At 63.9% G+C, this 14,794-nt stretch carries 13 protein-coding genes; 8 read left to right on the top strand and 5 right to left on the bottom strand.

The window, feature by feature from the left end:
* Positions 1 to 113: 113 nt before the first annotated feature.
* A complete protein-coding gene (locus NTU39_RS20085) occupies positions 114 to 692 on the top strand; it encodes a DUF4019 domain-containing protein (RefSeq protein WP_257958398.1) in 579 nt (192 codons plus the stop codon).
* 21 nt (positions 693 to 713) lie between these two features.
* Here the strand turns inward: NTU39_RS20085 and NTU39_RS20080 are convergent, their stop codons facing one another.
* Positions 714 to 1,352 (bottom strand): GntR family transcriptional regulator, encoded by a 639-nt coding sequence (locus NTU39_RS20080; protein WP_150665900.1) that lies wholly within the window; start codon positions 1,350 to 1,352, stop codon positions 714 to 716.
* A gap of 812 nt (positions 1,353 to 2,164) precedes the next feature.
* Here NTU39_RS20080 and NTU39_RS20075 point away from each other — a divergent pair.
* Positions 2,165 to 3,250 carry an alpha/beta fold hydrolase gene (locus tag NTU39_RS20075; protein ID WP_150665901.1) on the top strand — a complete coding sequence of 362 codons (1,086 nt, stop codon included), beginning with the start codon at positions 2,165 to 2,167 and terminating at the stop codon, positions 3,248 to 3,250.
* 24 nt (positions 3,251 to 3,274) lie between these two features.
* Here the strand turns inward: NTU39_RS20075 and NTU39_RS20070 are convergent, their stop codons facing one another.
* Positions 3,275 to 3,856: a GNAT family N-acetyltransferase gene (locus NTU39_RS20070; RefSeq protein ID WP_150665902.1), complete on the bottom strand. Its 582-nt coding sequence runs from the start codon at positions 3,854 to 3,856 to the stop codon at positions 3,275 to 3,277.
* On the bottom strand, positions 3,856 to 4,446 hold the full coding sequence (locus NTU39_RS20065) for a helix-turn-helix domain-containing protein (RefSeq protein WP_257958397.1): 591 nt from the start codon (positions 4,444 to 4,446) through the stop codon (positions 3,856 to 3,858). The genes NTU39_RS20070 and NTU39_RS20065 overlap by 1 nt, the downstream gene beginning before the upstream one ends.
* 83 nt (positions 4,447 to 4,529) lie before the next feature.
* Between NTU39_RS20065 and NTU39_RS20060 the strand changes: the two genes are divergently transcribed.
* The 6 genes from NTU39_RS20060 to NTU39_RS20035 all read left to right on the top strand — a co-directional run bounded on the left by NTU39_RS20060 (position 4,530) and on the right by NTU39_RS20035 (position 12,032).
* A complete protein-coding gene (locus NTU39_RS20060; RefSeq protein ID WP_257958396.1) occupies positions 4,530 to 5,048 on the top strand; it encodes a GNAT family N-acetyltransferase in 519 nt (172 codons plus the stop codon).
* A 563-nt stretch (positions 5,049 to 5,611) separates the two neighbouring features.
* Positions 5,612 to 8,566 (top strand): xanthine dehydrogenase family protein molybdopterin-binding subunit, encoded by a 2,955-nt coding sequence (locus NTU39_RS20055; protein ID WP_257960113.1) that lies wholly within the window; start codon positions 5,612 to 5,614, stop codon positions 8,564 to 8,566.
* On the top strand, positions 8,563 to 9,264 hold the full coding sequence (locus tag NTU39_RS20050; RefSeq protein ID WP_257958395.1) for a (2Fe-2S)-binding protein: 702 nt from the start codon (positions 8,563 to 8,565) through the stop codon (positions 9,262 to 9,264). The genes NTU39_RS20055 and NTU39_RS20050 overlap by 4 nt, the downstream gene beginning before the upstream one ends.
* A gap of 160 nt (positions 9,265 to 9,424) precedes the next feature.
* Positions 9,425 to 10,654: a c-type cytochrome gene (locus tag NTU39_RS20045; RefSeq protein ID WP_257960112.1), complete on the top strand. Its 1,230-nt coding sequence runs from the start codon at positions 9,425 to 9,427 to the stop codon at positions 10,652 to 10,654.
* A 91-nt stretch (positions 10,655 to 10,745) separates the two neighbouring features.
* Entirely contained in the window at positions 10,746 to 11,429 is a 684-nt protein-coding gene (locus NTU39_RS20040) for a helix-turn-helix transcriptional regulator (protein WP_257958394.1), read from the top strand.
* Between the two features lie 228 nt (positions 11,430 to 11,657).
* Positions 11,658 to 12,032 carry a VOC family protein gene (locus NTU39_RS20035; RefSeq protein ID WP_039402439.1) on the top strand — a complete coding sequence of 125 codons (375 nt, stop codon included), beginning with the start codon at positions 11,658 to 11,660 and terminating at the stop codon, positions 12,030 to 12,032.
* Between the two features lie 108 nt (positions 12,033 to 12,140).
* On the opposite strand, the gene msrA is transcribed toward NTU39_RS20035, so the two are convergent.
* Both msrA and NTU39_RS20025 read right to left on the bottom strand, forming a co-directional pair.
* Positions 12,141 to 12,899, bottom strand: a complete 759-nt coding sequence (msrA, locus tag NTU39_RS20030) for a peptide-methionine (S)-S-oxide reductase MsrA (protein WP_150665907.1) — start codon at positions 12,897 to 12,899, stop codon at positions 12,141 to 12,143.
* Between the two features lie 45 nt (positions 12,900 to 12,944).
* Positions 12,945 to 14,792: a cytochrome c biogenesis protein DipZ gene (locus NTU39_RS20025; protein ID WP_257958393.1), complete on the bottom strand. Its 1,848-nt coding sequence runs from the start codon at positions 14,790 to 14,792 to the stop codon at positions 12,945 to 12,947.
* Positions 14,793 to 14,794 lie beyond the last annotated feature (2 nt).

The following is a 14,794-nucleotide window of genomic DNA, read 5'->3' as shown; positions in this document are numbered from 1 at the left end:
GCTGACATGTGTTGAGCATTGTAATGTACGCCGCGACGCGCGTTACATTCCATTAAGGGCGACGCCAGTAGAATGACCGGGTTAGTCATTTCTGCTTCGAGGAATTTTCGTCTATGCCGACGACCCGATTCAACGTATCCCGTCCTTCCCTCCTTTCCCTCGTTTCCCGCCACCGCGTGGTGATTCGCGCGACCGCGCTTGTCCTCGGTGTGGCCGCCGGACTTAGCGCAGTTTCGGTGCACGCGCAGCAGGAGCCGATGCGACGCCGTGCCGCGCAACCGCCGTTATTCTCCACGCCAGCGAGCGGTGCCGAGGCAGGCACCGCGCCGGCGGCCGACATCAATCGCGACGTGCGCCCGGCGCTCGAAGCGGCCAACCTGTGGTTGGGGCTTGCCGACATCAACCGTGGGCAACAGAGCTGGGATCAGGCCGCGCCGGTGTTTCAGCGGGCGATTTCGGCCGAGGACTGGACCGCGAATCTGCAAGCCGCCCGTGGGCCGTTGGGGAAAGTGAAGTCACGCAAGACGCTGGACGCGGTCTTTACCCGCACGCTGCCCGGGCAGCCGGATGGGGAGTACGTTGTGATTCAGTACGGGACGGTGTTCGAGCACAAAGCCGAAGCGCATGAGATGGTCACGATGGTCTTCGGTCTGGACGGTCGCTGGCGCGTCGCTGGCTATCTGGTGCGTTGAGTTCAGCGACTGAGCCACTACTCAGCGCGGCAGCGCTGGCTCGACGATGTCCATCGTCGTCTCGACGTGGGTGCGGGCGATCTGCTCGGCAAGCGCTTCGTCATGCGCGCGCAGGGCCGCGACCAGTTCGCGGTGCTGCTGATTGGTGGCGCGCAGTTGCTCGTCCGAGAACATGACGGGCACGCGCAGCGCCCAGTAATAGAACTGTGTACGTTCGTGAAACTGCGCGATCACGACGTTATCTGCCGCCTTCACGATCAGGTCGTGGAATTCCGTATTGAGACGATTGAGCGCCAGACGCGGCAGATTGGCCGTCGGCTCCATCTGTTCGATGAGGGCATCGAGCGCGTCGCACATCTCGGGCGAGATTTTGCGGGCCGCCAGCCGGGCGGTCTCGGATTCGATGGCGATGCGGCTCTCGAAGATGGCGCGCACGGGCAGATGATCGGCCCCCTGGACTTCCCAGCCGCGGTTGCGGGCGATAAAGCCTTCACCTTGCAGGATCAGCAACGCTTCGCGCACAGGCGTGCGGCCAACGCCCAGCAATTGAATCAGATCGTCCTCGATGAGGCGCTGCCCCGGCTTGAGCTCCGAAGCGAGAATCATTCCGCGGATCTTGCTCCGCACTTCACCGGTAATCAGGTTGCTGGGCGCTTTCATCTGATGCTTGTGTCTTCCCTAGAGCCGGCGCGTGCGCCGTGTACTTCGACTTCGGTGAGCGTTGCCGGTCTCGCCGGACCGCTCATGCATGAGGCTGCACGATGTAGGTGTCATGCATGCATCCGGGCGCGTCGTGCGCCCCGTCCCCCATGCCGCTGCGGATTTTACCGAGTTTCTTTCCGCACCCCGAAAACCATTCCCAAAAGGTCAAAGTCATGCCGGTTATGGGCGACAGGCATGAGGCCGGTCCGGTTTTGCACAATTCTTTTGGTTTCCGAAGCGAGGACTCGCTTATACGCACGTTTGAAGCGTCGGAAAAATACCATAACGCCAGACGTAGCGGGGGTTCGCGCTTACTCACTTGTGGTGTGAGCGCCCACCGTCATAGCGTTGCGGGTGCCGAAACATGCGAGGCGCAGTCGCTTTGGAAAATTGCTAAAGATGTGAAGCAAGCGCCTCGAATAACCCCTCAAAAATGATGGGTATTCGGCAGCCGGTTCGTCCGGGCTTCCGTCCGCGTTTGCCCGTTTTCGTCTGTATTTCCCAGCATGCGGGATTTGGCCGACGCCGCATGCGCTCGATCAGCGAGCAATGACGGCGATTTGTTTGTGAAAACGGGCAAATGAGAATAATTCAGGGGGATTGTTGGTGGAATCGGTGCAAACCCCGCCGAACATGCGGGTGCCCGATTGCCCTTGACCCCGCCTGTCGCACCACGCCAGCGCTGCCCTTCGGGAAATGGCGTCGCATGGCAGAATCGACGCAGCCGCATTCGTCTTCTTCGTTTTCCTGTCTCGTTGACTCATCGACTCATGCCCTCATCGCTTTCCCAGTGCATGCACCGCCTGTCGCGTCTGTCGCGATATGCCGTTGCGACCCTGCGCGCCGGTGCGCTCGTCAGTTTCGTTTCGCTCGTCGCAACGAGTGGGGCGAGTGCTGCGAGTCCGGACAGCAACGCCGGTCCCGCTTACGGTCCGGAATTGCAGGGCTTCGATTATCCGTATCCGGTCAATCGCTTCGACTTCACGTCGCAGCGCACGCCCCTGCACATGGCCTATCTCGACGTGAAGCCGTCGCAGCCGAATGGCCGGACCGTCGTGCTGCTGCATGGCAAGAACTTCTGCGCTGCGACCTGGCAGGAGACGATCGACACGCTGTCGGGCGCAGGCTATCGCGTCATCGCGCCGGATCAGATCGGCTTCTGCAAATCGAGCAAGCCCGCGCAGTACCAGTACAGCTTCCAGCAACTGGCGAACAATACGCATGCGTTGCTCGCGTCGCTAGGTATCAAGACAGCGACCATCGTCGGCCATTCCACCGGCGGCATGCTGGCTGCGCGCTACGCGCTGATGTACCCGGGCGAGACGCAGCAACTGGTGCTCGTCAATCCGATCGGTTTGGAAGACTGGAAAGCGCTGGGCGTGCCGTCGAAGACGGTAGACGAGTGGTTCGACCGCGAGTTGCGCACGAGCGCACCGGGCATCCGTCGCTATGAACAGGCGACGTACTACGCCGGGCAATGGAGCGAGCGCTACGAGCCGTGGGTGCAGATGCTCGCGGGCATGTATCGCGGCCCGGGCAAGCGCATCGTCGCATGGAATTCGGCGTTGCTCTACGACATGATCTATACGCAGCCGGTCGTGTACGAACTCGGACAGATTCGCGTGCCGACGTTGCTGATGATCGGAGACAAGGACACCACCGCCATCGGCAAGGATTTTTCGCCGCCCGAGGTGCAGGCGCGCATCGGGCACTACGCCGAGCTGGCCAAAACCACGCATGCCCGCATTCCCGGTTCCACGCTTGTCGAATTCCCCGATCTGGGGCACGCCCCGCAGATGCAAGACCCGGCGGCGTTCCACAAGGCACTGCTCGCCGGGCTGGCGGCGCTGCACTGATCGACGCGTAACTGGCGGGCGGCGTCAGAGGTGCTTGTAATAGAACGTAGTAGCGCAGAAGCCGCCGTCAGGCATGAGGGCGAACTTCGGCACGTCGCCCGCGCGCTGCCAGCCGCTGCGCTGGTAAAGACGCTCGGCATCGCCGCCGGTGACGGTGTCGAGCACCAACACGTGGCGCTCAAAGGCACGTGCGACGTCGTCCAACGCTGCCATCAGTTGCGCCGCCACGCCCTGGCGTCGTGCCGAACGGTGCACTAGCATCTTGGCGACGTCGGCGCGGTGCGGCTGATTCTCAGGCAGATCGAGGATCAGTTGCACCGTCCCCACGATGACGCCGTCGTCTTGCTCACCGGGCGCACCGTGTGCTTTGTGACGCGCCACGAGCAAGACCCGTTCTCCACGGTCGACGCTTGCGGCCACCTTGCGCCAGAACGCGGTCGCGCGCTCACGCGTGAGCGGCAACATGAAGCTCACCGACGCGCCGCCTTCGACGCAATCGATCAGCACGTCGGTCAGCGCATCGACGGCGGCCAGCGCCCGATTGCCATCGAGTCGTTCGATAACGAGACTTGCAGGAAGGGGGAGCGGGGCGGCGTCGTTGGACATCAGGGCGTTCTCCGGGGAGCGACGAACGGCAGCGTCACGAGCCCGACGAGATAGCGGGCGGTGGCTGACGTAGGGTTGTGAAAGCCGATCGGTTGATCGAGACGCATCGCAAGGCAATCGCCGGTATCGAGTCGCCACGTGGTGTCGCCGAGCGTGATTTCGATGGTGCCGTCGACGACCCAGATCTGCTGCCAGACTTCGTTGTCCCGCGCGCCGGTGTCGTAAGCGACACGCTCGCCCGGCGGGAACTGCACTTCCACGAACTGGAGCGGCGACGGTTGCGCTGGCGAAAGATTGCGTCTCACATAGCCGGAATCCGGATCGGTCCAAACCGGCTGGTCCGCATGACGGGCGAGCGGCGAGGGCGGCGCGTCGTCCTGCGACTGATCGTCGAAGAGCGATGCCAGCGTGACGTCGAGCGCAGTGGCGAGTTTGTCCAGCACGTTGGCGGTGGGGCTCGTTTGTGCACGCTCGATGAGCGAGATGCTTGAGCGACTCACGCCGCTGCGCTCAGCCAGCGTATCGAGGGAATAGCCGCGCTCGCTGCGCAGATCGCGCACCCGACGGGCAATGCGTTCGTTAATATCCATGCTGTCCAGTTTACTGGAAATTAATTTCTAGTAAAATGGATGTCACTTGATGCGTTGCCCACCTTGCTTGCAGGACCACTGACATGACTTCCCCGACGCCGCTCACGCCGCTGACAATACGCGACGCCCTCGATGCCGATCTTCCGGTGATTCGCGACATCTACAACGACGCCGTCGAGCACACGACGGCCATCTGGAACGAGATCCTGGTGGATCTGGACAATCGTCGTGAGTGGCTGGCTGCGCGTCTGAAGCGCGGGTATCCGGTGATCGTCGCCGAGCGCGACGGCAAGACGGTTGGCTATGCATCGTTCGGCGACTGGCGAGCGTTCGACGGCTATCGTCATACGGTCGAGCATTCGATCTATATCGACAAGAACGCGCGCGGCGGCGGCATCGGCGAGGCACTCATGCGTGCACTGATCGAGCGCGCCCGTGCCCTCGACGTCCACGTGATGATTGCAGCCATCGAAGCACAGAACGCGCCGTCGATTCGTCTGCACGAAAAGCTCGGCTTTCGGATGGTCGGCACCTTCAGCGAAGTGGGCACGAAGTTCGGCCGCTGGCTCGATCTGACGTGCATGGAATTGCGCATCGCCTGAGAAAAAAATCTGCACCGCACCATCGATTCAATGCCGCTGTGTCCCGTCGGATATAGCGGCATTTCTCATTGGGCATAGGCAACATCACGCCAAGCAAATATCGCCCGTACGCGCCCGTCGCACGGTGTTCCGTACGTTGCGAAGCGCAGGCGTTCTCATGCAGCGCGTCATGTCCAATCTTGTCAATCTCAGAGGTGGCGTGTAGCCTTGGAGCGTCCGGTGTCACTCATGAAGCGTGTTCTTATAGAACTTCACGAGCGCATCACGGCACGCGAATGTCACGCATTGTGAACATGCATCGTGGGTCAGCGGCGTCGTGTTTTTCGTCGTGACCGCGTGAATCGTTGCAGTGCCGTTTTGTCGTTCGGGAGTTGCAGGGCCGCAATCGTGATCGTGGCACGTCCCCCCAAAACAAGACGGACGGAACGCATATGCCGCGCCTGCCAAGAAAACACTGTCCGACAGCGGCTGTGTCGAGCGATGACGCTCGTCATGACGCTGCTTCCGCAACACCCCAAACACTCCCGAATTCCGCCAATCCCGAAGCGTCTGCTGGCTTCGCGATGACGCGTCGCGGCTTTCTCAAGGCGTCGGTCGTTGCGGGCATCTCCGTGTACATCGCGCCGATGGGAAGTCGCGCGTTCGCGGCGCTCTTCGAGGACAAGAACCTCACGCCTGTGGCGTGGGACGCCGCGAAGGGACAAGCCAAATTCCGTATCGACGGTACGGCCAAAGTCACCGGCAGCAAGATCTTCGCGCGTGACGTACGCGCACGCGACATGCCGGGCTGGCCCGCGCAGCAGGCGCATGCGTTCGTGCTGCGCACGACGCTCGCCGACCGTCCGTATCTCGGCTTCGATCTCTCGCGTCTGGACGACGGTCTGCAACCCGACCGCGTGGTGACGGCCGAGGATCTCGCCCGCGACGGCGTCGCGTTCCCCGAGTTCTACGGCGACGACATGCTGCTGCCTGTCGGCAAGACGCCCGCGTATCTCGGCCACGCGGTCGCGATCCTCATCTATCGCGACTTCGCGCGTTTTCGCTTCGCCAAAGACAAACTCAAGTTCCACGACGAAATCATTCGCTACGGCGACGTCACGGGGCCGCTGGAGCGCGACCCGTGGGGCAGCTTCCGCTACGTGCGCGTAGGCGGCAAGACCGCGTATGACGACGACGTCTACTCCAGTCTCAAGGACGCGCCGATCTTCCCGAGCATGATGCGCAAGCACTTGCCGGTGTGGCCCGACGGTAACGATCACGGCAAGCTCGACGAGCAGGGCATGGCGTACGCGGGCAAGATCGGCGAATCGCTCGCGCACCCGCCGGCGAACTGGCTGGTGATGTCGCGCGAGTACCGCACGCAGTCCGTCGACACGGCGGCGCTCGAACCCGATAACGCCAACTGCTGGTACGACGCCGCCACGCAAACGCTGCACATGGTGGTGCCCACGCAGTCGCCGTCCGAAGTCGCGGAGAACGCCGCAGCGATGGCCGCAAAGGGGCATTTCCCCGTGAAGCGGCTGATTGTCTATCCGTGCTACACGGTGGGCTACGGCTCGAAGGACCACTACAACATGCCGTTCTACGGGCTGGCCGCTGCGATGTACGGCGACGGCCTGCCGGTGCGCCTCGCCAACGATCGCTACGAGCAGTTCCAGACGTCGCTCAAGCGTCACGCTTTCACGATGCGCTATCGCATCGGCGTCGACAAAGAGAGCGGCATGCTGCAAGCGTTCACGGCCGACATGGAATGCAACGGCGGCGGACGCATGAACTTCTCGCCGTCGGTGGCGATGGTGGGCGCGACGGCGGCCCAGTCGATTTACTACTTCCCGCAGAGCGATCTGGCGAGCGTGGCGATTGCGTCGCGCGCCATCGACGCGGGGTCGGCGCGTGGCTACGGCACGTTGCAGTCGATGGCCGCGACCGAAATGATGATCGACGAGATGGCGGCGCAACTCGGCGTCGACCCGATCGACTTCCGTCTCAAGAATGCGCTGCGCTCGGGCATGAAAAACACGCAGGGCGCGATTCCTGCGGGCGCTGTGCGCGTGGACGAAGTGCTCGCCCGTGCGAAGACGCATCCCTTGTGGACACAGCGCGACAAGAAAAAGGCCGAGTACGAAGCGGCGCATCCAGGCCGTCGCTACGGCGTGGGTTTCGCTTGCGTGCAGAAGGACTTCGGCACGGGCGCGGAGACGTCGTTCGCGCGCGTGGAGTTCGACGAAACCGGCAAGATTTCGCTGCATCACACGGCGGCCGAAATTGGCACGGGTACGTCCACGTCGCAGGCCGTGGCCGTGGCGAAATGGCTCGGCATGCCCGCCACCGAGGTGCATATCGCCATCACCGACTGGCCCGAATTGCCGGTGGTGACCAGCGGCGATCCGTATCTGATGTCGCAGGCCGATCAGGACAAACTCGCGGCCAATCCGCGTTGGTCGCCGGGGTATGCGTCGCCGTCGAGCGCGACGAACTCGGCGTTCTACTTCACGCACAGCACGCGCGAAGCGGCGCGTCTGCTGTTCCTGCAAGGGCTGTGGCCAGCGGCGCTGTCGATCTGGCGTCGCGGACTGGGTGGCGGGCAGGCCGCGCCGCTCGTCGTGCGTGCGGAAGATGCTCGCTGGGTCGACGGCAAGCTCTCGGCCGCCGGACTCGAAGCGTTGCCGCTCGGCATGCTGGCGAAGACGGCCTATGAGCAGGGCTTTGTGACGGGCGCGACGGTGCACGTCTTCAACCGCTGGCAGTGGGCCGAAGCGGACTGGGATCTGGGGGATGGCGTGACGCAGCGTCTGCCGGTGGACGGTATCGCCCTGCGTTTCGGCAAGGGCGGGGCCAACCCGGCGGCTGCCGCTGCGCAGGCGCCTGCCACACAGGCTCCGGCTGCCAAGAGCGCGCATCGCAGCGCGCCCTTCGGAAATGCGCCAGCGAAGTCGGCGTCACCAAAGGGCGCGCCGCAGCCAAACGACGCAGCGGGGCAGCAAGTGGCCGCCCCCGTGCCCGCGACCGGCTATCGCACGATGGACCGCAAGCGCGTGTATTACCCGCCGGTGCAGCGCAACAATGCGGCCGTCACGTATTACAGCGCCGTGGGCACGCTGGTGGAGCTGTCGGTACACGAAGCGTCGGGCAAGGTCGAATTGCTCACGCACCACTCCATCATGGAGTGCGGCAATCAGATCTCGCCGCAACTCGTTTCAGGCCAGTTGCAGGGCGGTCTGGCAATGGGCATCGGTCATGCCCTTCACGAGTATCTGCCGTTGTATGAAGACGGCCCCGGCAATGGCACGTGGAACTTCAATCGCTATCACCTGCCGCGCGCGGTGGACGTCGCCGTGTGGACGCAGACAGGTGAAGTCCTGCCCCCGATCTCCGAGACGGACGTGCCCAAGGGCATAGCCGAAGTCGTGATGATCCCCGTGGTGGGTGCGATTGTGAACGGCCTCGCACACGCGATCGGCCATCGATTTACAGAGTTGCCGGTGACGCCGGAGAAAATCCAGGAGGTACTGGCATGACGGATACGAGTAGCGCACCGCAGGCCGCGTCGAATGCGAACGCGGATGCAGGTGCCCAAGCCCCAATGAACAACGCCAGCGCGGCGAGTGCCGCTGCCGCAGCGGCACCGGTCGCTCCCGTCGCATCGCCAGCGTCCGCCAACGGCAAGAAGCCGTGGGAGACGCTGCCCGTCACGGTCAAGGTCAACGTCGAGTCGCACGGCCCGATGGACGTGCCTGCCGGTCTCATGATGATCGACTTCCTGCACGAGACGCTGGGCCTGACCGGGTCGCGTCTGGGCTGCGGGCAGGGCATTTGCCACGCCTGCGTGGTGATCGTCGATCACGCCGACGGCACCAGCGAAACGGTGCGCACCTGCATTACCGGCGCGAACTATTTCGACGGCAAGACCGTACGTACGGTGGAAGGCCACGCGACGCGCGACACCGACGGCAAGGTCACGCTCGCCCCCATCCAGCAGGCATTCCTCGATCACTTCAGCTTTCAGTGCGGCTACTGCACGCCGGGCTTCGTGAACGCGGCAACGGTGCTGATCGAGCGACTCAAGCGCAACCCGATTGCGCGCGCCGATCTGGAAGCCGTGATCACCGAAGGGCTGAACGATCAGATCTGCCGGTGCACGGGCTATGTGCGCTATTACGAGGCCGTGCGCGACGTCGTGCTGAAGACGCCCGGTTGCATCAAGGACTCGAAGTGAGGGGCGCGAAATGAGGGAAACTGCCATGCACCTGACGCGGGTCGCCCGATGGAGCGTTCGCGCGGCGTGTCTCGCCGCCGTGATGCTCGTGAGCGCGTGCAACGACTCCACGACACCGAAGCCGCCCGAGCCGGGCCAGCCACCGCAGCCGAAGACGTCGATGGTGCCGTCGCTCGTGACGAGCGCGATGGCGGCAGACGCGCCTGCTGCGGCATCGGCGACGGCCGCCGCGACCACGCCCGCCACGACACCGGCCGCGCCGTCCGAGCTGATCGCTCGCGGCAAGTATCTGACGCGCGCGGCCGACTGCGCGGCGTGCCATACGAGTGCGGACGGTGCGCCGTTCGCCGGTGGTGTGCCGCTCAAGTCGCCGTTCGGCACGTTCTACGGCACGAACATCACACCGGACAAGACGAACGGCATCGGCGGCTGGACAGCCGAAGAGTTCTATCGCGCGCTGCACGACGGCGTCGCGCCGGACAAGGCCTTGTACCCGGCCATGCCATACACGTCCTACCGGCAGATGACGCGCGCGGACAGCGACGCCATCTACGCTTACCTGATGTCGGTGAAACCGGCCGCCGTGCCGAACCGCAAGCACGACCTTTCGTTCCCGTACAACGTCCGCATGGCCATGCGCGCTTGGGACTGGATGTTCCTCAAGGACACGCTGCCCGATGCGTCGAAAGGCCAGTCGGCGGACTGGCTGCGCGGGCGTTATCTCGCCAACGCGCTGGGCCACTGCGCGGAATGCCACACGCCGCGCGGCACGTTCGGTCAACTGGACAAAGCGAAGCCGCTCGGCGGCGCTGCGCTCGCGCGTATCGCGGCCCCCGATCTGACGCCTGAGGCGTTGGCCGCGCGCGGCTGGACGGTGAAGGATCTGCAAACGTTCTTCGGCACGGGCATTGCGCCGCAAGGCTCGGCGTTTGGCGAGATGTATCCGGTGGTGCATCTGAGCACGCAGTACCTGACGCCGGACGACCTTCGGTCGCTTTCGACGTATCTGCTCGGCGACGCGCCGCCCGCACCGAAGCCGCTGCCGGAGAGCCCCGACACGAGCAAGCTGATGGCGGGACGCAATATGTACCTGGCGGTGTGCGCCGGATGCCACGCGGCGGACGGCACCGGCAAGCCCCACGTGGCGGTCTCGATGCTGGGCAATTCGACCGTGCGTCAGAAGGATCCGCGTAATCTCATCGTCACGATTCTCGATGGCGTGGAAGCGCAGAAATTCCCGGGACTGGAAGCGATGCAGGACATGCCGGGCTTCGACAAACGTCTGACCGATGCGCAGATCTCCGAGCTGACCAACTACTTGCGCGTGGCCTACGGCGGGCAGGCAGGCGACGTGAACTCCGAGATCGTCAAACAACTGCGTCAGAAGTAATGCGGGCGGTGTAAGGCGGACGCCGCTCCGACGCACCGCACCGCACCGCGCGGCATCGCATCAAACGGGACATGGCGCATAATGACGCGCCATGTCCCGCACACAACGTCTCTTCTCCCTCATGCAATTGCTGCGCCGTCACCGCTATCCGGTGCCGGGGGCCGCGCTCGCCAGTTCGCTGGGCGTGAGCCTGCGCACGCTCTATCGCGACATCGCCGAATTGCAGTCGCAGGGCGCGCATATCGAGGGGGCGCCGGGGCTGGGGTACGTCCTCAAGCCGGGCTTCATGCTGCCGCCGCTGATGTTCTCGGAAGAGGAAATCGAAGCGATCGTGCTCGGCTCACGCTGGGTCGCCAAGCGCACCGATGGGGCGTTGGCGGATGCGGCGGCGAATGCGTTGGCGAAGATCGCGGCGGTGCTGCCGTCGGACCTGCGCACGTCGCTTGAGGCGTCGACATTGCTCATCGGACCGGGTGATCCGCTGCCGCCGATGATCGTCGATCTGACCGACATTCGCGAGGCCATTCGCGCCGAGCGCAAACTTCATCTGTCCTATCGCGACGAAGCCGGACGTCTGTCTGAGCGCGTTGTCTGGCCGTTCGCGCTGGGCTTCTTCGATCGCGTTCGCATGATCCTCGCGTGGTGCGAGCTGCGCGACGATTTCCGCAGCTTCCGCGCCGACCGCATCGAAGCCATGACCGTTGCCGACACCCGTTATCCGCGCGGACGCCGCACCTTGCTAAAGGCGTGGCGTGAGACGACCGGGAAGGGGTGAGTCGAACGACATTCTCAGGCGATCCGATGCCCCCCGAAGCATGAGAAAAATCCACCTTCGGATGCATCGAATTCACGTTTGAAATCGGCGTTCGACTGCTGACAAAATCTGACAGCATAGCTTCGTACGATGGCGTCCATGGCAGCGCGCAACGGTTTTCATTCTCGGAGTGACCGATGCCGTGCTGTCGATGAGAACGTCATTGATAACGAACGACAGGAGCTTGTCATGCTGCATCCGGATATGGTCAATTTGTATGTCGCGAGTCCCCCCGAAAGCGCAGGCTTCTACGCCGAGCTGTTCGGCATGGAGCCGGTCGAAGCGTCGCCGGGGTTTGCGTTGTTCACGCTGCCTACGGGCATGAAGCTGGGGTTGTGGGCGCGTTATTCGGTCGCACCGACGGTTATCGCGCCACCGGGCGGCAGCGAGGTGGTATTTCCTGTGCAATCCAAAGCACACGTCGATGCGACGTGGGAAGACTGGAGTGCACGCGGCATCACGATCCTGCAGGCACCGACGGACATGGACTTCGGCCGCACGTTCGTGGCATCGGACCCCGACGGTCATCGTCTGCGCGTGTACAAGCTGTCGGACGAGCGCTAACGGTTGGGGCGACGACTGCCGTGGTGAACTGGCTGCGGTGATATGCCGTGCCAGCGCATGGCCAGCGCGTAGCCGCTGTGATGACCGGCTATGCGCTGGATACTTCGATTACTTCGCCGACGCGGTCTTTACGAGCACGGGCGTATCGCGGTACTGCGTGGGGAAGACACGCTTGAGGTCCTTCACCTTCGGCAGATCGTTGATGACGATGTACGGATAGTTCGGGTGCTCCGTCAGAAAGTCCTGATGGTAGGTCTCGGCGGCATAGAAACCCGTGTACTTCTCCACTTTCGTCGCAATGGGTTTGCTGTAGGCGTGCGAGGCGTCAAGTTGCGCGATGTAGGCGGTTGCAACCTGACGTTGTGCGTCGGTCATCGGGAACACGGCCGAGCGGTATTGCGTGCCGCTGTCCGGACCCTGGCGGTTCACTTCCGTCGGGTTGTGAGCCACCGAGAAGTAGATTTGCAGCAGCTTGCCGTAAGACACCTGCTGCGGGTCGAACGTCACCTGCACCGACTCGGCGTGTCCGGTCGAGCCGCTGCTCACGGTTTCATAGTCGGCGGTCTTGGCGGTGCCCCCGGCGTAGCCGGACTCAGCCTTCGTCACGCCCTTCACGTGCTGGAAGACGCCTTGCACGCCCCAGAAGCAGCCGCCTGCGAAGACCGCCGTTTCGGTGCGTGCGCCGGTCGACGGCTCGTCGAGCTTTGGCGCGGCGATGACGACGGACGGCTCCGCGCCGCCGAAGGCGTACGCGCCGATTTGCCACGCGAATACCCCGGAGGCGACGGCGGCAGCGCCGAGCAATACGCGCCGCAGGCGCGATGCTGGCGACTTTTGACTGTGATGCTTCGAATTGGACTGGATCATTTCAAACTCCCGGCTGTAACCGAAATAACGGAGATGTTGGGTCGCTCAACCAAACGTGAATGCATAAGCCGATGCGCCCGGATCGAGAAACTCGATGGTGAACGTGCGGTCTTGCACGTCGCCCGTCTGGCGCACCAATTGATAAAGACGCTGAGAGGTCACGGTGCCCGTGCCGTCGGCAGCCACATCGGTGCCATGCGCGTTGCCGGGGGCCTGTCCGTCGACCGTCACACGAAAGCGCACGGGTTTGCCGTTGGTGTCCGGCCCGAGCACGAGGTGCAGATCGCGGGCATGGAAGCGATAGACGATGCGCGCACCGGCTTGCGTTGCCGTGGCCTGTTCCGGGCCCACATTCCAGCGTCCGGCAAGCCCCCAGTTGTTCAGCGACGGTGCGGTCGGCGCGCGATAGTCGCTGACGGCGTCCTTTACCGCACCGCCCGGCGACGTGAAGTTCTCGGCGCGTTCATAGCCGACATACGTCTCCGGTGAGCGCACGTCGCTCATGTCGGGCGCTTGCTGAACACCGGCGGCCTTCACATCGGCAATGCCGTCGGCAACTTGTTTCGCACCGGCTTCGCGCAGCAATTGCTGGATCACACGCTCGGACTCGGCGTAGTTGCCTTCGCCGAAGTGGTGGTAGCGCACGCGACCTTGTGCGTCGACGAAGTAATGTGCGGGCCAGTACTGGTTGTTGAAGCCGCGCCAGATGGCGTAGTTGTTGTCGATGGCGACCGGATAGTCGACACCCAGATCGTTCACCGCCTTCTTCACGTTGTTGATGTCGCGCTCGAAGGCGAATTCGGGGGCATGCACGCCGATGACGACCAACCCCTGATCGCGATACTTCTGCGCCCACGCCTTCACGTACGGCAAGGTGCGCAGGCAGTTGATGCACGAGTACGTCCAGAAGTCGACGAGGACGACCTTGCCGCGCAGTGCCTGTGCGGTGAGCGGCGGCGAGTTGAGCCATTGGACGGCACCGTCGAGCGAAGGCAACTGCCCTTCGACCGGCAGCGGTGCGGGTTCATTCGCAGCGGTGCGGACCATCGCATTGCTCGCGGCCATCATGGCCGAGCCGTTGGCGGCGTTGTTCGCATCGGCTTGCGGCGCTTGCGGTGCATTGCCGCTGTCGTTGCCATTGGCATTCCGGCGCGCGCCCAACTGATCGACCAGCCGCTGTTCGATGCCACCGGTCGAGGCCGTCGAGACCTGCGCCAGCACGCCCGTATCGAGGCCGAGGGCAATGGCAGCGACACCCGCGAGCATCAGACCGCCGAGCACGCGACGAATCCACTCGCCTGCGCCCAGCGAGCGCTTCATGGTGGCGAAGACGCGTCCGCCGACGAGCAGGGCCAGTGCGAGCGACGTGGCAGCACCTGCGGCGTACGCGACGAGCAGCAGCGTTGTGCCGACGCTCGCACCTTGCAGTGCGGCCCCCGTCAACACCAGACCGAGAATCGGACCGGCGCACGGTGCCCAGAGCAGGCCCGTAGCAATGCCGAGCAGGAACGACGCACCGGGACCGGTGCCCTTGGACTCGCCTGCGGTGGTGTCGTCGCCCTGTGCGGATTGCGTCAGACGGTTGCCCAGCGACACGAGCGGGTGCGTGAGACGTTCGGCCAGCTTCGGAAAGAGCAGCGTCGCACCGAACACGGCGACGAGGGCGAGCGCGAGCCAGCGGCCGTATTGGTTGGCCTGCACGACCCAGCTACCGCCGACGGCGGCCAGCGTGGCGACCAGCGCGAACATCAGCACCATGCCCGCGAGCATGGGCAGCACGCTGCGCGAGAACGACTGACCGGCACGCGAGAACACGAACGGCAGCACCGGCAAGATGCACGGGCTGACGATCGTCAGAATCCCACCGAGGTAGGCAAGGATGAGCAAAGTCATGG

Source organism: Pandoraea commovens (assembly GCF_024704525.1).
GTDB classification, from domain to species: Bacteria; Pseudomonadota; Gammaproteobacteria; order Burkholderiales; family Burkholderiaceae; genus Pandoraea; species Pandoraea commovens.
This window is presented reverse-complemented; position numbering and strand designations above follow the sequence as displayed.

Coding starts and splice junctions, on each gene's coding strand:
- NTU39_RS20075 (WP_150665901.1), top strand. CDS start 2,165: ATGCCCTCATCGCTTTCCCAGTGCATGCACCGCCTGTCGCGTCTGTCG.
- msrA (WP_150665907.1), bottom strand. CDS start 12,899: ATGATCCAGTCCAATTCGAAGCATCACAGTCAAAAGTCGCCAGCATCG.
- NTU39_RS20085 (WP_257958398.1), top strand. CDS start 114: ATGCCGACGACCCGATTCAACGTATCCCGTCCTTCCCTCCTTTCCCTC.
- NTU39_RS20080 (WP_150665900.1), bottom strand. CDS start 1,352: ATGAAAGCGCCCAGCAACCTGATTACCGGTGAAGTGCGGAGCAAGATC.
- NTU39_RS20070 (WP_150665902.1), bottom strand. CDS start 3,856: ATGTCCAACGACGCCGCCCCGCTCCCCCTTCCTGCAAGTCTCGTTATC.
- NTU39_RS20060 (WP_257958396.1), top strand. CDS start 4,530: ATGACTTCCCCGACGCCGCTCACGCCGCTGACAATACGCGACGCCCTC.
- NTU39_RS20035 (WP_039402439.1), top strand. CDS start 11,658: ATGCTGCATCCGGATATGGTCAATTTGTATGTCGCGAGTCCCCCCGAA.
- NTU39_RS20025 (WP_257958393.1), bottom strand. CDS start 14,792: ATGACTTTGCTCATCCTTGCCTACCTCGGTGGGATTCTGACGATCGTC.
- NTU39_RS20040 (WP_257958394.1), top strand. CDS start 10,746: ATGTCCCGCACACAACGTCTCTTCTCCCTCATGCAATTGCTGCGCCGT.
- NTU39_RS20045 (WP_257960112.1), top strand. CDS start 9,425: ATGGTGCCGTCGCTCGTGACGAGCGCGATGGCGGCAGACGCGCCTGCT.
- NTU39_RS20055 (WP_257960113.1), top strand. CDS start 5,612: ATGACGCGTCGCGGCTTTCTCAAGGCGTCGGTCGTTGCGGGCATCTCC.
- NTU39_RS20065 (WP_257958397.1), bottom strand. CDS start 4,446: ATGGATATTAACGAACGCATTGCCCGTCGGGTGCGCGATCTGCGCAGC.
- NTU39_RS20050 (WP_257958395.1), top strand. CDS start 8,563: ATGACGGATACGAGTAGCGCACCGCAGGCCGCGTCGAATGCGAACGCG.